This is a genomic window from Stenotrophomonas pavanii (genome assembly GCF_900101175.1).
Classification (GTDB): domain Bacteria; phylum Pseudomonadota; class Gammaproteobacteria; order Xanthomonadales; family Xanthomonadaceae; genus Stenotrophomonas; species Stenotrophomonas pavanii.
Map to the genome: position 1 here is coordinate 458,805 of NZ_FNFQ01000002.1, position 17,619 is coordinate 476,423.

Annotated in this window: 15 protein-coding genes; 6 read left to right on the forward strand and 9 right to left on the reverse strand. The window is 69.0% G+C overall.

The window, feature by feature from the left end:
* Position 1 precedes the first annotated feature (1 nt).
* The 3 genes from BLS66_RS05525 to BLS66_RS05535 form a co-directional block, all read right to left on the reverse strand.
* Positions 2 to 658, reverse strand: coding sequence for a hydrolase (locus BLS66_RS05525; protein WP_014647472.1), 657 nt, complete (start codon positions 656 to 658; stop codon positions 2 to 4).
* A complete protein-coding gene (locus BLS66_RS05530) occupies positions 655 to 1,071 on the reverse strand; it encodes a helix-turn-helix transcriptional regulator (RefSeq protein WP_049465175.1) in 417 nt (138 codons plus the stop codon). Before BLS66_RS05530 ends, BLS66_RS05525 begins: the two co-directional genes overlap by 4 nt.
* A 77-nt stretch (positions 1,072 to 1,148) precedes the next feature.
* Entirely contained in the window at positions 1,149 to 1,478 is a 330-nt protein-coding gene (locus tag BLS66_RS05535; protein ID WP_049465174.1) for a hypothetical protein, read from the reverse strand.
* A gap of 96 nt (positions 1,479 to 1,574) precedes the next feature.
* On the opposite strand from BLS66_RS05535, the gene BLS66_RS05540 reads away from it, so the two are divergent.
* Together BLS66_RS05540 and BLS66_RS05545 are read left to right on the forward strand one after the other, a co-directional pair.
* Positions 1,575 to 4,604 carry a sensor histidine kinase gene (locus BLS66_RS05540; protein ID WP_074725356.1) on the forward strand — a complete coding sequence of 1,010 codons (3,030 nt, stop codon included), beginning with the start codon at positions 1,575 to 1,577 and terminating at the stop codon, positions 4,602 to 4,604.
* Positions 4,597 to 5,250: a response regulator gene (locus BLS66_RS05545; protein WP_057493747.1), complete on the forward strand. Its 654-nt coding sequence runs from the start codon at positions 4,597 to 4,599 to the stop codon at positions 5,248 to 5,250. Before BLS66_RS05540 ends, BLS66_RS05545 begins: the two co-directional genes overlap by 8 nt.
* Before the next feature lie 291 nt (positions 5,251 to 5,541).
* Here BLS66_RS05545 and BLS66_RS05550 read toward each other — a convergent pair whose 3' ends face one another.
* Positions 5,542 to 6,735, reverse strand: coding sequence for an MFS transporter (locus tag BLS66_RS05550; protein WP_074725357.1), 1,194 nt, complete (start codon positions 6,733 to 6,735; stop codon positions 5,542 to 5,544).
* Positions 6,736 to 6,828: 93 nt separating this feature from the next.
* Here BLS66_RS05550 and BLS66_RS05555 point away from each other — a divergent pair, with 93 nt between their 5' ends.
* Positions 6,829 to 7,758: a LysR family transcriptional regulator gene (locus BLS66_RS05555; protein ID WP_053505897.1), complete on the forward strand. Its 930-nt coding sequence runs from the start codon at positions 6,829 to 6,831 to the stop codon at positions 7,756 to 7,758.
* Between the two features lie 130 nt (positions 7,759 to 7,888).
* Here the strand turns inward: BLS66_RS05555 and BLS66_RS05560 are convergent, their stop codons facing one another.
* Both BLS66_RS05560 and BLS66_RS05565 read right to left on the reverse strand, forming a co-directional pair.
* A complete protein-coding gene (locus tag BLS66_RS05560) occupies positions 7,889 to 9,346 on the reverse strand; it encodes an amidohydrolase family protein (protein ID WP_074725436.1) in 1,458 nt (485 codons plus the stop codon).
* Between the two features lie 51 nt (positions 9,347 to 9,397).
* Positions 9,398 to 10,099: an ankyrin repeat domain-containing protein gene (locus tag BLS66_RS05565; RefSeq protein ID WP_074725358.1), complete on the reverse strand. Its 702-nt coding sequence runs from the start codon at positions 10,097 to 10,099 to the stop codon at positions 9,398 to 9,400.
* Between the two features lie 119 nt (positions 10,100 to 10,218).
* Between BLS66_RS05565 and BLS66_RS05570 the strand changes: the two genes are divergently transcribed.
* Positions 10,219 to 11,100, forward strand: coding sequence for a LysR substrate-binding domain-containing protein (locus BLS66_RS05570; protein WP_049465161.1), 882 nt, complete (start codon positions 10,219 to 10,221; stop codon positions 11,098 to 11,100).
* A 115-nt stretch (positions 11,101 to 11,215) separates the two neighbouring features.
* On the opposite strand, the gene BLS66_RS05575 is transcribed toward BLS66_RS05570, so the two are convergent.
* Complete coding sequence (locus BLS66_RS05575) at positions 11,216 to 12,376, reverse strand: amidohydrolase family protein (protein WP_074725359.1); 1,161 nt, start codon at positions 12,374 to 12,376, stop codon at positions 11,216 to 11,218.
* Positions 12,377 to 12,560: 184 nt separating this feature from the next.
* Between BLS66_RS05575 and BLS66_RS05580 the strand changes: the two genes are divergently transcribed.
* Positions 12,561 to 13,205 (forward strand): hypothetical protein, encoded by a 645-nt coding sequence (locus BLS66_RS05580; protein WP_053505899.1) that lies wholly within the window; start codon positions 12,561 to 12,563, stop codon positions 13,203 to 13,205.
* Between the two features lie 80 nt (positions 13,206 to 13,285).
* Here the strand turns inward: BLS66_RS05580 and BLS66_RS05585 are convergent, their stop codons facing one another.
* Positions 13,286 to 16,012 carry a TonB-dependent receptor plug domain-containing protein gene (locus BLS66_RS05585; protein WP_074725360.1) on the reverse strand — a complete coding sequence of 909 codons (2,727 nt, stop codon included), beginning with the start codon at positions 16,010 to 16,012 and terminating at the stop codon, positions 13,286 to 13,288.
* A 213-nt stretch (positions 16,013 to 16,225) separates the two neighbouring features.
* On the opposite strand from BLS66_RS05585, the gene BLS66_RS05590 reads away from it, so the two are divergent.
* Positions 16,226 to 16,813 (forward strand): GNAT family N-acetyltransferase, encoded by a 588-nt coding sequence (locus BLS66_RS05590; protein WP_057493741.1) that lies wholly within the window; start codon positions 16,226 to 16,228, stop codon positions 16,811 to 16,813.
* 8 nt (positions 16,814 to 16,821) lie between these two features.
* Here BLS66_RS05590 and BLS66_RS05595 read toward each other — a convergent pair whose 3' ends face one another.
* A complete protein-coding gene (locus BLS66_RS05595; protein ID WP_074725362.1) occupies positions 16,822 to 17,601 on the reverse strand; it encodes a CDP-diacylglycerol diphosphatase in 780 nt (259 codons plus the stop codon).
* Positions 17,602 to 17,619: the final 18 nt, after the last annotated feature.

The window sequence follows — 17,619 nt, forward strand, 5'->3', positions numbered from 1 at the left end:
CTCAGTGCCCGCCTTCCTGCGCGCCGAACATGCGCTTGGCGTACTGGATGCCGATGCCATAGCCGCCGGCGTGGTCGCGGGCGATGCCGGTGGTCAGGTCGTAGGTTTCACCCCGTGCCCAGTCGCGCTGCAGTTCGAGCAGGTACTGCACGCTGGTCATCGGCACCGCGCCGGCCTGCACCATGCGGGTGATCGCACGCTCGTGCGCTTCTTCGCTGACGTCGCCGCAGGCATCGGTGATCACATGGACCTCGAACCCCTGCGCCAGCGCCGACAGCGCCGGCCCAACGATGCAGACGCTGGTCCACAGGCCGGCAAGAACCAGCCGGCGCTTGCCGATGCGGTTGATCTCATCGATCACCGGCTGGTCTTCCCAGGTGTTCATCGAAGTGCGGTCGAACACCGGCTGGCCCGGGAAGATCTGCGGCAGCTCCGGGAACATCGGGCCGGAGAATGACGTCTCGGCCACCGTGGTCAACACGACCGGCACGTTGAACCCCTTGGCCCCCTTGCTGATCAGCGACACGTTGTTGCGCAGCGCGGAGATGTCGATGGTGTGGGTGGCGAACGCCATCTGCGACTGGAAGTCGATCAGCACCAGGGCGTGGTCGGTCGGCGACAGCAGGGCCGGGGCGGGCGTGGCGGTGGCAAGGCTCATGGATGGACTCCGTGGGAAACACGATCATGGGGAAGCAACAGGGCGGCGTCGCCGGCCCGATACTGGCCGGGGCTGCACCCGGTCTCCGCGCGGAAGCTGCGGACGAAATGGCTCTGGTCGAAGAAGCCCAGCTGCTGGGCCAGGCACGCCATCGGCAGCTGCGCACCCGGCAGCAACTGGCAGGCGCGCTGGATGCGGCGGCGGCGCACATAGCGCAACGGGCTGGCGCCGGTGCCGCTACGGAACAGGCGCACCAGATGGAAGCGGCTGACGCAGGCGGCGGCCGCCAGCTCGGTGACCCGCAGCGGCTGCGACAGGTGCTCATCGACATAGCGCAGGGCTCGCTGCAGTGCGGCGGCCTGCTGCGGGGCAAGCGGGATGGCGGACGGATCGGGCGGACTGACGGTGGCCATGCGGGGCGCCGCGAGGGGGTGGCCCATGGTGCGCGGCCGGCGTGCGATGCCCTACCCCCGTCGGTCGAGGCCGGCGCCTACCCGAATGGGGGAGGCCGACGGCCGAGCAGGCGGCGCCCGAACCAACGCGCGTCCAGCGAATAGGCCCCCGGCCCCACCATCAGCAGCGCCGGCGGCAACACCACCAGCGGCCAAGGCGCCTGCTGCGCGAACATGCCTGCGACCGCCATCATCGCCGCCAGGGGGGTCAACACCCCCAGCGCGAGCATGGCCGCCGCCAGCAGGCACAGCAGCCACCAGCCGGCGTGCACGCCGGGCGTGCACAACGCCGAAGCCAGGCACAGCCGCAGCCACAGCAGGCCAATGCCCGGACCGCGGTCGGGGAACATCACGAACAGGCGCTGCATGGATGCGCTCCGGGAGTCATGCCGGCGTGATAGCCGACGGCGACGCCCGTTGCCTACCCCGTTCGGGTCACCCCGGGCTGCCCCACACCTGCCAGAATGCGCGCCATGCGTGGCCGCCCCTTCCCGTTCGTGCGTCGCCTGCCGGCGCTGCTGACGTGCCTGCTGCTGTTGACCGCCCTGCCCGCCCTTGCCGTGCAGCGCCCGCCGGTGAGCGGTGGCCTGCCCGATTACGAACACACGGCCTGGCGGGTCGGCCAGGGTGCGCCCGGCGACATCTGGGACATCACCCAGGACCGGGACGGCCTGTTGTGGCTGGCCACCGGCTCGGGCCTGTACCGCTTCGATGGCCGCCGTTTCGAACGGCAGCCGGCCCCGGCCGGCAGCCACTTCCCGTCCACCAACATGGTCACCCTGGCCCATGGCCACGACGGCGCCCTGTGGATCGGCTACTTCCAGGCCGGCATCAGCCGCTTCGCGCACGGTCAGTTGCACAGCTATGGCCGCCAGCAAGGCGTGCCGGTCGGCGTGGTGCCGCACTTCAGCCAGGATCGCGAGGGCCAGCTGTGGGCGGCGGTCAATGGCGGGCTGCGCCGGTTCGATGGACAACGCTGGCAGCCCATGCCGGCCAGCGCCGGGCTGCCCGAGCGCCGTGTGCAGTGGGTGCTGCACGACAGCCGGGGAACGTTCTGGGTAGTGGCCGACCTGAGGATCTGGATGCGTGCCGCCGGCCAGGCCACGTTCAAGGACACTGGCATCGCCGTCTCGCAGATGGCGACGCTGGCCGAAAGCCCGCAGGGCGAAGTGTGGCTGGCCGACCGCGTGCGCGGCACGTCGCCGCTGGCCAATGCGCAGGGCCTGCTACCGGACACCGAGCGTGAAGCGCGGCGGCTGCCGGCGCTGGTCGCCGCGCGCCTGCAGTTCACCGCCGACGGTGCGTTGTGGGCCACGATGAGCCCGCACGGCGGCGTCGCCCGCGTCACCTTCGCCGGCACCCAGGCCGTGCGCATGGAGCGCTTCGATTCGCCGCACGGGCTGACCGCCACCTCGGCGGTGCCGATCATCGTCGATCGCGAAGGCAATCTCTGGGTCGGCACCAATCTCGGCCTCAACCGCTTCCGCGCACGCAGCGTGCACACCCTGGTGGTCGGCCCGAGCGACCCCTACCGCTCGCTGGTACGGGCCAGCGATGGTCGCGTGTATGGCTATGGCGAAGACCTCAGGCCCTATGACCTGCAACGCCACCTGCTGGATGGCAGCGCGCCGCAGCTGCAGGCCGCCGCGCGCCAGGCGCCCACGCCGATCTGGCAGTTCGACTGGGTCAACCTTGCGCGCACGGTGGCCGGCCACACGACATTGATTCCGCTGCCGGCCCCGTTCACCGGGCAGCCCCTGCACGCCCTGCTGTTCCCCGACGACACCCAGGCCTGGGTCTGCACGGGGGAGCGTGGCGTCCTGCAGTACCTGCACGGCCAATGGCGGCAGGAAGGCCGTCTGCCCGAACAGGCCTGCTCATCGCTGGCGCTCGATGCCCGTGGCCAGCTGCTGCTCGGCTATGCCGATGGCCGTCTGCGCCGGATGGGAGCCACCCGCATCGACACCCTCGACGCCCGCCAGGGCCTGTCCGTCGGGCCGGTCACTGCGATACTGCAGCATCAGGAGCTGCTGCTGGTGGCCGGCGAGGCCGGCCTGGCCGCACGTCTGGGCGAGGGCCGTTTCGTTCCGGTGCGCACCGACATGGCCGGTGTGCTGGAAGGCATCACCGGCATGGTTGCCGATCCGAACGGGCACCTTTGGCTCAACGGCAGCCGCGGCCTGGTCAGGCTGGAAAGCGGCCCGTTGCGCGCGGCCCTGCGCAGCGGCCAGCCGGTCACGCCGCGCCTGTTCGATGCGATCGATGGCATGCCCGGCATCGCCCTGCAGAGCGGGCCGATCGCCACTGCCGTCCTGGCCGATGACGGCCTGCTGTGGCTGGCCACCAACCAGGGCCTGGCCTGGCTCGACACGACCCGTTCGCACGTCAATGCGATGGCGCCCAGTGTCCGCATCGGCGAAGTGCTCTATGGCAGCATGCATGCGCCACTGCGCGACGGCCTGCGCCTTCCAGCCGGCACCAGCCAGTTGCAGATCGACTACGTGGCGCTGTCGCTGGCGCGCCCGGAACGCAACCGCTACCGCTACCGACTGTCCGGCGTCGACGACGGCTGGCAGGACGCCGGCAGCAGCACCCGCGCCTACTACACCAATCTGGCCCCGGGCAAATACCGGTTCGAGGTCGAAGCGGCCAACGAAGACGGCATCTGGAGCACCGCACCGGCCAGCCGCAGCTTCCGCATCGCCCCCACCTTCGTGCAGACGGTGTGGTTCAAGCTGCTGTGCGCCGCCGCGATACTTGCGCTGCTGGTGATGGCGGTGCGCATCCGCAGCGGGCAGCTGGCCGCACTGTTCCGCGCGCGCCTGCAGGAACGCAATGGTGAACGCGAACGCATCGCACGCGACCTGCATGACACCCTGTTGCAGGGCAGCCAGGGCCTGATCCTGCGCCTGCATGCGATCAGCCAGTCAGCGCAGACCCCCGAGCCGGTGCGCAGCCAGCTGGAATCGGCGATGCAGCTGGCCGAACGCAACCTGGCCGAGGGCCGCGAGCGGGTCAATGCCCTGCGCGAGGGCCCCTTCGCCGGCCGCGACCTTGCCTCTGCGCTGGCCGATGTGCACGCCGAGTACGCCGGGCACGGCACCAACCCACTGCGCTTGACCGTCGAAGGCACGGCGCCACCGCTGCAGGCCGACGCGGCCGAAGAGGTGTTCCTGATCGGCCGGGAGGCCATCCGCAATGCACTGCGCCACGCCAGTGCCAGCGCCATCGAAGTAGAGCTGTCCTACGGCGCGCGTTGCTTCCTGCTGCACGTGCGCGATGATGGCGTGGGCATCGCCGACGAAAATGCAGGCCATGGCCATTGGGGCCTGCAGGGCATGCGTGAGCGCGCGCAGCGCCTCGGCGCGGAGCTGCAGCTGTGGACCCGCCCCGGGCTGGGCACTGAAGTCGCGCTGGCGGTTCCCGCCCGGCGCCTGTATCACCGCCGCCCCTCACGCTGGCGGTGGCCCTGGAGAAGAACATCCCATGAGTGAGTCCCCTGCCCCGATCGGCGTGCTTGTGGTCGACGACCACCCGTTGCTGCGTGACGGACTGGCTGCGCTGCTGGGCGCCCAGCCCGACCTGCGCCTGCTGGGCGAGGCCGCCGACGGCGAGGAAGCCATCGCCCGCTACCAGCAACTACGGCCGGACGTAGTGCTGATGGACCTGCAGATGCCACGCCTGGATGGCGTCGAGGCCATCGTGCGGATCCGCGCGATGGACCCGCGCGCGCGCATCATCGTGCTGACCACCTACCGTGGTGACGTACGCGCGGTACGGGCACTGCAGGCCGGCGCCAGCGCCTACCTGCTGAAGGACATGCTGCGCCACGAACTGGTCGATACCATCCGCATGGTCGCCGGTGGCCGCCGCGCACCGATTCCGCCGGCGGTGGCGGCCAGCATTGCCGCGCACGTGGTGGAAGACCGGTTGTCGCCGCGCGAGACCGAGGTGCTGCGGCATGTGGCCGGTGGCCTGTCGAACAAGCGCATCGGCGAGCGCATGCAGATTTCCGAGCAGACGGTGAAGGCGCACATGAAGAGCCTGATGGACAAGCTCGGTGTGGGTGATCGCACCCATGCGGTCACCCAGGCACTGCGGCGCGGCATCATCAGCCTGGACGACAGCGGGCACGATTAGCGAGTGTTCGGCAGGGCCTGCAGCCCTGCACCCGCGGTAGTGCCGGCCGCTGGCCGGCAACCTCGGCAGCAACGGCAACCACAACAGCAACAGCATGGATTCCGTGGGATGGCGGGTGGTAGGTGTCGACCTTGGTCGACACGGTAGATCCACGCCATGCGTGGATGGATCTCTGTCAGATATCGAAATACATCTGGGGTCAGATCCGCTTTCCTCCGGAAAACGGATCTGACCCCGAGAGCGGTTCCAACAGACCGCAGGTGCAGGGCTGCAGGCCCTGCCCAACACCCGCTACTTCAAACGCAGCAGCAGGCTGCTGCCCGCACACACCACCGCCAACCAGGCCACGCCGTGCCATCCCCATTGCGCCAGCGCCAGGCTGCCCAGCGCGCCACCGGCCGCCATGCCGATGAACATGCCCGTGAACAGCAGCGCATTGAGCCGGCTGCGCGCCGGTGGCACCAGGCCGTAGACCAGCGTCTGGTGCGCCACAAGCGCCGACTGGAAACCGAAGTCGAACAGCAATGCACTCACCACCAGCAGCGGCAGCAGCGCAGTGACCGGCAGCCAGCGCTCAGCAAGCAGCAGGCCGAAGCCCAGCAGTGCCACTGCGATCGCCAGCCGCGCCACCGCATGGCTGCCCAACCGATCGGCGAAGCGACCGGCGAACGGCGCGGCCAGAGCACCGGCCGCACCGGCGATACCGAACGCACCGGCCGCAGCACTGCCCAGGCCCAGGCGTGCGTGCAGCATCAACGCCAGCGTCGACCAGAACGCGCTGAAGCCCACGGCCAGCAGCGACTGGCTGGCCACGGCGCGGCGCAGTTGTGGCTGCTCGCGCCACAACGCCAGCAACGAGCCCAGCAGCGCCGGATAGCGCAAGGTGCTGGTCGGTGCAAAGCGCGGCAGCGCGCGCGCCATCACCGCGCCCATCGTCGCCACCGATACCGCAGCCAGTACGAACTGCGTGCGCCAACCCCATGCTTCAGCCACCACGCCACTGACCACGCGCGACAACAGGATGCCGAGCAGCAGGCCGGTCATCACCCGGCCGACGATCTGACCGCGTTGTGCATCCGGCGCCAGCACCGCCGCGGCGGGCACGATGTCCTGGGCCAGCGTGGCCATCAGCCCGACCAGTAGGCTGGCCATCAGCAGCCCCGGCAGGTGCCCGGCCATCGCTGCGGCGCCCAGTGCCAGCGCCAGCAGCGCGGACTTCAACAGAATAAGGTTGCGGCGGTCGAAGCGGTCGCCCAGCGGTGCCAGCAGCAGGATGCCCAGCGCATAGCCGAGCTGGGTCAAGGTCGGCACCAGGCCGGCGGCGCGTTCACCTGCGCCGAGGTCCTGGGCGATCAGGCCCAACATCGGCTGGCTGTAGTACAGCGAGGCGACCGAGAAGCCGGCGCCGGCCGCCATCGCCAGCACCAACGGCGTGGACGGTGCGGTCGCGGGTGCGGCGGCGACGGACAGCGAAGGGGTAGACATGGGGAAGTCCGGTGGAGGAGGTGGGCGTATCCTGCCTGTATTCGCTTGGCGTCTGTAGTAGGCTCCTGCACATACACTTCATACGTGCCACGCATGAATGACCTTGCCACCGGCGCCGATCGCCTGGATCTGCTGCGCACCTTCCTGCGCATCGTCGATGCCGGCAGCCTGTCTGCTGCGGCCGTGCAGCTGGGCACCACCCAGCCGACGGTCAGCCGGCGCCTGCAGGCGCTGGAGCGTCAGCTCGGCCTGCGCCTGCTGCAGCGCTCCACCCACGGGCTGCAGCTGACCGAGGACGGGCTGCGCTGCCAGCGTCATGCACAACGCGTGGTCGACGAATGGGAGTCGCTGCAGGCCGAGCTGCAGGGCGAACCGGAAACGCTGCGTGGACGCCTGCGGGTAATGGTGCCGCACGCCTTCGGCCAGGCCCAGCTGCTGCCGACCATGCTGGCCTTCCTCGCCCAGCATCCGCAGCTGAGCCTGGAGTGGATCCTGGAAGATCGCCGCCCCGACTTCGTCGCCGAAGGCATCGACTGCGCGGTGCGGGTCGGCCCGGTGGACGAGCCGCGCATGGTCGCGCTGCCGCTGGCCGAAGTGCCGCGCATCGTCGTGGCAGCGCCCTCGCTGGTGCAGGCCACGGTGGTGCGCACGCCGGAACAGGCGCAGTCACTGCCGTGGATCTCGCTGGTCACCTATTACCGCGAGCGCCTGCTGCTGCATGACGCGCAGGGGCGCGCGCACACGCTGTCGATCAGCCCACGCCTGCTGACCGACAACCTGTTCGTGGTGCAGCAGGCCGCGCGCGCGGGGTTGGGCGCGGCGGTGGTCTCGGCCTGGCTGGTCGCAGAGGACCTGGCACAAGGGCGCCTGGTGCAGCTGCTGCCGGACTGGCAGGCACCGGCGCTCCCGGTGCACGTGGTGTTTCCTGCCGCGCGCCAGCAGCCGCCCCGGCTGCGCGCCTTCATCGACGCGATGAAGGCCGCATTGCCGCAGCTGCACGGAATGCGGCCGGCACCGCGCTAGCGCCCGCTCACATCATCCACGCATGGCGTGGATCTCCTGACGATACGGGTAGCTCCACGCCATGCGTGGATTCCGTTCGAGGCCACAGGGTCAGAGCGCTTCCCGGCGGGAAGGGATCGGACCCTGTCGATCATTGCGCCTTGGCAGCGTTGGCATTCCACGCCGCGACCTTTGCCTTGGTGTCGGCCAGCATCTTGTCCAGCGCGGCACGGTCATACACGTTGCCACGCAGCACCACGCTGTCGATCTTCTCGGTGGCGGCAATGTCCTGCAGCGGGTTGGCGGTCAGCAGCACCAGATCGGCGGCCTTGCCCTGCGCCACACCACCATAGCGGTCCATCTGGCCGAACCAGGCCGGGCCGGAACGGGTGGCGGCCGACAGCGCCTGCGGCGCGCTCAGGCCCTCCTTCACGAACAACTGCAACTCCTGGTGCAGGGCGATGCCCGGGAAATTGAACGAATTGAGGAAGCCCGCATCAGTGCCGGCGATGATCGTCACCCCCGCTTCCTGCAGCATCGGCAGCACGGCAGCCACCTGGTGATACTGCGCGTGGCGCGCCTCGATCTGTGCCGGTGTGGCCTTTGCCGCACGATCCACGCGCCATTGGTAGGTCGCGCGCAGGCCCGGGCCGATGTAGGCCAGGTACGGGTCGTTGGCATGGTCATCCTGGTCGAGGAAGTCGAGGATGCGGCCGCCGTTGAGGGTCGGGGTCACGAACACGCCACGCTTGGCGAAATCACGGTAGGCATGCATCGCCGTGTCACGGTCGAAACTGGCATCGAGGCGGCGGTTGGCTTCGGCGCGGTCGATGCGGCCTGCGCCGAAGTCGGCGGCGATCTGCGCTTCGTCCTTGCTGCCGGCCTTGAATGCATAGTCCAGATGCTCGATCGAGGCCAGGCCGGCATCGACCGCCTGCTCCACGGTCAGTGCCATGGGAATGTGGCCCGAGGCCTTGAAGCCGGCCTTTCGCGCAGCGCTGGCCGAGTACAGGAACAGTTCCGGCGTCAGCGTGCTGTCGGTGATCTTCACGAAATCGACCTTGTCATGCTGCAGGCGGGTGATCGCCTGGTCGACGTCGGCTTGGCTGCCGACTTCGATCGTCCCCTTCCACACCGGCTTGATGCCTTCGATCTTCGCACCCGAGCTGAGCAGGCGCGGGCCGAACAGCGTGCCCTTGGCAATTTCACCGCGCCACTGCAGCACCTGCCCGGGCAGGTCGCCGGAACAGTCACGCACGGTGGTGATGCCGTGCGCGATGTACAACGGCAGCAGTGCCTTGTTCTCTTCGATCAGCGCCGGGCCACCGCCGAAGTGCACGTGCATGTCCCACAGGCCCGGGATCAGGTACTTGCCCTTGGCATCGATCTGGCGGGCTGCGCTCCACTGGCCGCGCAGCTGGGCGTCCGGGCCGACCGCAACGATGTCCTCGCCACGGATCACCACGCTCTGCCCGGCCCGGGTGCTGGCATGTTCCACGTCGACCACGGTGGCGTTGCGGATCAGCAGGTCGGCGCGCTCGGCAGCAGACGCCGACAGCGGCGCCACCGCGAGGAGGATGGCAAGGGACAACGGACGGGAACGGAACATGGACAGCATCCTGGTGGGCACGCCCAGCGTGCGGGTGGAAGGGGTTTGCATTCAGCGCGTCGCGCCGTGCTGGCGCAACAGGGTTTCAATGCCGGCATAGCCGCGCTGGCGCGCGTGTGCCAGCGGCGTCACGCCATCACCGTCGGCCAGCTCGGGATCGGCACCGGCATCGAGCAGCAGCTGCACGATCTGCACGTGGCGCGCGCCGCCATCGCCGAGCAGGATCGCTTCCAGCAGCGCGGTCCAGTGCAGGCGGTTGACATGATCCACCGCGACGCCGGCGCGCAGCAGCGTGCGCACGGTGGCCACGTGGCCACGCTCGGCGGCGGGAATCAGCGCAGTGCCGCCATAGCGGTTGGTGCTGTGCAGATCGGCGCCGTGCGCCAGCGTCATCGCCAGGATCTCGTCCAGCCCACGCGCACCGGCATACAGGTAGGCGCTGTCCTGCAACGCATCCTTGGCGTTGACGTCGGCGCCGGCTTCGATCAGCGCGCGCGCGGCCTCCACGTTGTTGCCGTGCGTGGCCAGCAGCAGCGCCGTGCGGCCCTGGCCATCGCGCGCCTCCAGCGTGGCGCCCTCCTCGATCGCCTGTCGCACCGCATCGGCGTCGCCGCGGCTGGCGGCATCACGCAGGCGGCCATCGACGTCGGCTTTGGACGTTGCGGTGCAGGCGGGCGTGGCCATGGCCAGCAGGCACAACAGCATCACGCGCGCGAACGGCGCAGGCCTGGCAGCAGAACAATGGAAGCGCATGACGTGTCTCCTCGTGTCCGTCGCACGGAACCCGGGCGGCGGTGGCAGCAGCCGGGCATTGCCGGGCCGTGGCCTGCATGGTAGAAGTCGGCCGGGGTATCCAGAAGTGAAATGTTCAAATGGCTGACAGTGCCAAATCGAATAGAACGCTGTTCGAACTGGACCTGCTGCGGGCGCTGGTGATGGTGGCCGACTGCGGCAGCTTCACCACGGCAGCCACGCGCCTGCATTCGACCCAGTCCACGGTCAGCCAGAAGGTGCGCCGGCTGGAAGCGTTGGCGGGGCATCGCCTGCTTGAACGCGGCCACCGCGATGTCCATCCCACCGATGCCGGCCACACCCTGCTCGGCTACGCCCGGCGCATGCTCGACCTGAACGAGGAAATGGCGCAGGCACTGGCCGGCGCCACGGTGGAGACCGCGGTGCGCATCGGCGTTCCCGAGGACTTCGTCAATGCGCAGACCACGCGCATGCTGGCCGCCTTCAGCCGTCGCCACCCGCAGGTGAAGCTGGAGATCAGCAGCGGCCTCAGCCGCGACCTGGCACAGGGTTTCGACCACGGCGAGCTGGACCTGGTGCTGGTCAAGCAGCGCCGCAACAGCCGCCAGGCGGTGCACTGCCGCCGCGAGCCGATGCACTGGATCGACAGCCTGCGCAGCAGCTGCCTGCAGCAGGATCCGCTGCCGCTGGTCACCTTCCCGCCGCGCGGGCTGTACCGCGACGAGATGATCCACGCCGTGGAAGCACTGGGCCTGCGCTGGCGGATCGCGTTCACCAGCTCGTCGCTGAGTGGCATCCAGGGCGCGGTGGCCGATGGCATCGGCATCAGCCTGTTGCCGCGTCGGGCGGTCACCCGCGACCACCGCATCATCGATGGCGATCGCGCGCTGCCGGTGATCGACAATTACGAGATCGGCCTGTTGCACCGCGCGGACGCTGATGACGCCGTGCGTGCGCTGGCCAGCGAGCTGTGGCGGCAGGTACAGCGCGAACCGGAGTGACCACAGTGGATCCACGCCATGCGTGGATGCATCCCGATCAACGTCGTCCGTTGCGGCGGCAGGCGGGAAAGCCGGCGAGCATGGCCGGCGCTGCAGCGGTTGGCACGGCGCGGCGCTACAGCCAGCGGCCGTCGACCATTACCCGGCGCTCCACCGGTACCGCGGCCACCGCAGCCGGACCGTGGTCCGCACGTACGGCGACGAAGGTCGCCGGCAGGCCTTCGGCGATGCCATGCTGCGGCAGGCCGATCACCTGCGCGGCATGCGTGGTGACCATGTCCAGCGCCAGCATCAGGTCGGCATCGGTGTAGAAGCCCGAGCGGTAGCCCAGCAACATCGCACGCTGCAGCAGGTCGCCGTTGCCGTACGGCCACCAGCAGTCACGGATGTTGTCATTGCCCGCGAACACGCGCACGCCGGCATCGTGCAGTGCACGCAGTGGCGGGAACGGATGATCGCCCGGCGCGTTGCTCATGATGGCGACACCGGCGGTGGCCAGCGCCTCACCCACCTGCAGTGCGCGCGCCAGCGGCACATCGCCCAGCGAATAGGCATGGCTGACCGCCACGCGCCCCTGCAGGCCGGCAGCACGCGTGCGCGCGGCAATGCGCAGCAGCTGCGCCAGTCCGGTTTCAGCGGGCTCGTGCAGATGGATGTCCAGCCGCACGCCATGGTGCTCGGCCAGCCCGAACAGCAGCGCCAGCTGGCCTTCGGCATCACCATCGAGCGTGGTCGGGTCGATGCCGCCGAGCACTTCCACGCCCGCGGAAAGCGCCTGCTCCAGTACGGCGGCGGTACCCGGGCAGGACATCACCCCGGCCTGCGGGAACGCCACCAGCTGGATGCGCATGATGTCGGCACAGCGCCGCGCCGCTTCGCGGACCGCCTCGAGATGGCGCAGGCCGGTGCTGCCATCCACATCCACGTGGCAGCGCATCGCCACGGTGCCGAAGCGGCTGCATTGGCGGATCAATGCCTCGGCGCGGTCCGCCATCGGCGCGGCGCCGGCCATCGCGGCCTTCTCCACCGCCAGCCGCTCACGCAGGCTGTTCACCGGCTGGTGCGGATGCCACCGGTCCCCGACGAAGCTCTTGTCCAGATGGATGTGGCCGTCGACCAGCCCGGGCAGCAGCGCAAAACCGTGCAGGTCGATGTGTTCGGCCCCTTCGGCCGGCACTGCATCGCTGCCGAGGCCGCGGATGCGCCCGTCCTGGATATGGAACTGCAGCGGCGCACCGTCGCGGTCGACACCGCCATGGACGAACTGGAGGGTCATCGGGAACTCCGGGAAAGCCAAGTCAGGGCGCCATCCTGCGCGCAGCGACCGCCATCGGCCAACGAAATATCTGGATGCCACATATTCACTAATCCGATGAACGCGGTGGCGACGGCGCGCGACGGCCACGCCGTACAGACGCCTGAACGGGTAACATAGGCGCCTGTTTCCGCTGTGATGCCGCATGGGCCCGTCCGACCGCCACGACCGTCTCCGCCGCTGGCAGGCCGCGTCACTGCTTGCGGCTGCACCGATCGCCAGCCTGTCCGCCACCGATGCCGCCGCCAGCGCGCCGCTGCAGGCGCCGCCCGGCCAGCAACGCATCGCACCGGCGGCGCTGGTCGAGCGGCTGCACCAGCGGGTACTGTCCGGGCAGAGTGCCACCGCCACCCTGGAACACTGGTGCGCAGAGCATGGCCTGGCCGAGCAGGCCCGGGTACGCGCGGTGCGCGTGCATGGCCAGGACAAGCCTGCACCCGCCGACGTGCTGCAGGCGCTGGGCGCCACGCGACCGGGCACCCCACTGCGCTACCGCCGCGTGCAGCTGGTCTGTGGCAGCCGTGTGCTCTCCGAGGCCGACAACTGGTACCTGCCGGAGCATCTCAGCCCTGCCATGAACCAGGTGCTGGACAGCACCGACGAGCCCTTTGGTCGTGTGGTCGGCCCGCTCGGCTTCCAGCGCCAGACCCTGGCCGACCAGACCTTCTGGCCGCCGCGCGGCGAAGGCGACCACGGCGTGATCCTGGAGGTGCGCGCCCTGCTGCGCGACCGCCAGCAGCAGCCCTTCAGCTACGTCATCGAATCGTACCTGCAGCAGGCGCTGCCCTAGGCCACCGGCGCGCGCCATCACAGCGGATATCGACACAGCAGAAGGCCCGGCATTGCCGGGCCTTCTGTTTGCCAGCCGGATCAGCGGAACCGGTAGTCCAGCTGCAGCCAGTACTGGCGCCCATACGGGTCGTAGTTGCCGACCGGGTAGAACGGCCAGCCGCCTCCGTTCTTGTCCGCCGGCGGGCGGCTGTCACGCAGGTTGTTGACGATCACGCCCACCGACAGGTTCTCACCGAGTTGGCGGAACACGCTGGCGTTGTAGGTCATGTACGGCGCGATGCGGCCACTGCCATCGGTCTTCGGCAGCGAGCCGAAGCGGTTGCCATACAGGGTGGTGGTCCAGTCTCCCTGGTTCCAGGTGATGCTGCCATTGGCCTTGCTGCGCCACTGGTAGTCATCCAGCGAATTGCGGATGTCGCGCTCCGGATCATCGGCGAACTGCCGGTACGTGTGTTCCAGCACCACGGTATAGGCCAGGCGCGTGGTGAAGCGGCCATAGCGGCCGGCGTCGAAGCGCCAGTTGCCCTTCAGGTCCAGGCCACGCACCGATTCGGAGGCCGCGTTGATCGGGTTGATCAGCACACGGGTGACCTGGTCCGGCTGCACCGTGGCATTGGACGGGTTGCGGATCACCCGCGACAGCGCGTCCTGGCACAGCGGCGAACCGATATCGCGCGCTTCGCCACCCAGCGTGCGGCCCAGGCGGCAATCGGCCTCGTCACGCAGGATGCGGCTGGTATCAAGGCTGGTCACCTCGTTGTCGATGCGGATGTCGTAGTAGTCGGCACTGAAGTCCAGCCCGGCCAACGGCGACCAGACCACGCCGAACCCATAGGACTTGGCCGTTTCCGGCTGCAGCTGCGCATTGGCGCGGTTGCTGTAGTCGATCGACAGGCCGTTGTAGTCGCAGTTGTCGTACGACTGGCCTGCGGTGCGGCAGCGCCAGTAATCGGTCATGCCCGGGTTGTAGCCCCGGGTCTCGGTGGCGAACACGTAGTTCATGTCCGGCGCACGGAAACTGGTCGCCGCAGAGCCGCGGATCAGCAGGCTCTCGATCGGGCGGAACTCGACGCCGAAGCTCCAGGTTGCCTTGCCGATGTGCTCGCCGCCCGCACGGTACTGGTCATAACGACCGGCCAGCGTGGTGGTCAGCGATTGCAGCAGCGGCAACTGCAGCTCCACGCCGGCCGCATAGCGGTCACGGTCACCGCCGGCACCGATACCGGCACTGGTGTTCCAGAACTCGCCGGTGCCCAGCCGCGGGTCCGGGCGGTTGCGGTAGCCCTGGCTGCCGGCCTCGACCACCGCTGCAAGCGCGGCATCACCGCCCGGCAGCGCGAACAGGCGGCCGTTGACGCTGGCGCTGAAGGTCTGCAACCACGCCGCGTTGCGGCTTTCCTGGTAGCCAGACAGGTGGCCGTACTCCTCCGGCGTCAGCGGCTGGAACAGGCGCGACGGGTCCGGTGCATAGACCTCCACGCCATTGCGCACGCCCAGCTGCGGGCCGAGCAGGTATTCATTGATGCCGGCCAGCAGTACCGGGCGGCGGGTGCGGTTCTCATAGCGCGAACGGCTGTAGACCGCTTCGTAGTCCCAGCCGCTGTCGCCAAGCTGGCCACGCGCACCGATATTGAACGACCACGAATTCTCCAGGAATCGGTTGGCATTGCGCGGCAGGCCACCGATTTCTTCCGGCGCGAACCGGCGGTACCAGCTCTCCAGGGTGCCGGTGTTCTGGTTGTAGAAGTAGTTGCGCGAGGAGGTCCAGGCCGGTGCGCGGGTGTTGTTGCTGATGCGTGCGCTGCCTACCGCCAGATCGGCGAACAGGTCGGTGGTCTCGTTGAGGTGGAAGGTCGCCAGGCCATAGCCGTTGAGGTTGCGCTTCTCGGTCTGCACCGTCCAGTAGCTGGCCGCGGCCTCGTTGCTGCCGCAGTACCAGCCCAGGCGCGGGTTGTTGGCACGGAACACGCTGCCACCATAGATGCCGGACGCGGCATCGCAGCCGTTGAGGCCTGGATCGATGTTGCGGCCGGTGGCGGCGTTGCGACGGTAGGCGATCGCCGTTGCCTGCGGCGCCTTGCCCGCCGGATCATCGTCCAGCGAATCCATGAAGTCGCGCTGGCGCGCGTGGATCGCCTTGCGCACGTCGAATTCAAAGCCGAACAGCGCATCCCATCGCTCACCGGAACTGCCGCCCACCACCTGCACGCGCTGGTTGTCACCGCCGCCCTGCTGGGTGCCGCCGGCGCGCACGTTGACGTCCACGCCTTCAAAATGGTCCTTGAGGATGATGTTGACCACACCGGCAATGGCGTCGGAGCCGTACACCGCCGACGCACCGGCAGCCAGCACTTCGATGCGCTCGATCAGCGCACTGGGGATGTTGGCCAGGTTGACCACGTTCACCGAGCCTTCGTAGGCCAGCGGGTAGTCGGCCTGGCGACGGCCGTTGACCAGCACCAGCGTGCGGTTGGGCCCCAGGCCACGCAGATTGATCGTGTTGGCGGCCGGGGTGAACGTATTGCCGAAGTCCTCGCCCTGTACGTTGCCGGTATTCTCGGTCAGCGCACTGAGGGCGTCGAAGGCATTGCGGTAGCCCTGCGCGTCGATCTGCTCGCGGCTGATCACCGTCACCGGCGAGGGACCCTCGACGCTGGCACGTGGAATGCGCGAACCGGTGACCTTCACTTCCTGCAATGTGGTGGGTGCGCTTTCCTGCGCGAAGGCCGGCAGCGAGGCCAGCATCAGGGACGACAGCGCGAGCACCAGCGGACGCGGGCGCAACGCCTTGGGGGAGGCGGACATGGGCTTCCTGGGGGAGTGGGTGGTGGACGGGGAGCCGTGCCTGTGCGGCGCATAACGATCCCGTAACGAAAGTGTCCTGAATGGACGGTTTCAACGGAAATGACCAGCCCTGATGGGCTTATGCCTGAACCGAATCAGAGCGGTTCGCGGCAGTAGGGCGTTTTTGCAAGGATTTGCATGGCATGCCAGGCGCGATGCTTCCATGGTGGGCGAATGACCCACAGCGCCCCTTTCCTCCCTCTTGACCCGCTAAGGCCCGTGCTGCGCCGCCATCTGCTGCACCTGCAGGCCGCGCCTGTCACCCTGCGTTCGTTCCAGCGCACCGACCTGCCGCGCTGGCGCGTCTTCGATGACCGCCGCCAGCGCGTGCAGCGGCATGCGCCCGGCGTCGACGAAGAAGCACGCTTCCTTGCCAGCGTCTATCGTTCGCGCCTTCAGCAGGACAACGATCTGCTGGTGCTCGGCGTATTCGATGACGCCGAGGGCGCCCTGCTCGACCAGCTGCATGTACGCCTGCACTCCCTGCACTCGCGCTGCGCCGAGCTGCACTCGCTGCAGCACGGCCAGGCGCATCCGCAGGCCGCGTTGCGGGCGCTGTGCCCCTTTCTGTTCGACGACGTCGGCCTGCACCGCCTCTTCGTGCTGCTGCCACCGGGCTGCACCTCCCCGTTCGCCCAGGCGCTGCAGGCCCAGGGTTTCAGCTGCGAAGGCATCCTGCGCGACCACCACCTGGATGCGGCCGGATGGCATGACCGCCAGCTGCTGGCGCTCACCGCAACCACATGGCGCAACGGCCGGTAGCGAACCGGCTAACGCACCCGCTCCAGTGCCGCTCCGGCACCGGTCAACAGCGTGCAGGCATGGTCCTGCAGCTCTTCGCCACTGGCGTCGTTGCCGTTGGCCGCGTCCACCCGGGTGGCCAGCAGGATGAAGCCAGGCCCCCCCTGCACGTCGTCGCGGCCGGCCACCACCAGGCTCCACTGGCCGACATCGCCCACCCCGCTCAGGCCATAGGCCAGCAGGTTGAGCGGATTGGCGGTCAACTCCGCGCCGGGCAGCAGGTAGGCCTGGTACTGGTGCCCGCGCAGCGGTACCGGCAACGGGGACCAGTGCGGGCCCAGGGTGCCGGCGTGCGCGTCCAGCGCCTGCAGCACGTCCGCGCGCAGGCAGTCGACATGGATGTGCAGCTGGTGTTGCGAGCGGCCATGCGGTGAATTCAGCGCCAGGCTGGCCACGCTGCGCGGCAACGGCCGGCCCAGGGCGCGTTCGGTATGCGCGCGGGCCTGCCAGGCCGCGGCAAAATAGTTGGGCGCTCCACGCCGGTACAGGCCGTGGCTTTCGATGCCGGTGACCTTGTCCAGCGGCATCAGCAGGAACTGGTAGTCACCATGCGCGTCCTTGACCAGCACGTCGCGCCGGTCCGCCGCTGTCTCCACCCGCAGGCAGCTGCCCTGCGGGCCTTCCGCCGCCCGGCAGTCGCGCTCGATCAGGCGCCACAGCGCGTCGGAATGCGCAGGCGGTGGGGGCGGCGCACTGGCACAGGCGGACAGCACCAGCAGGGAGGGCAGCAACAAGGGGCGCAGGGACACGGCAGCAGCTCACGGAAC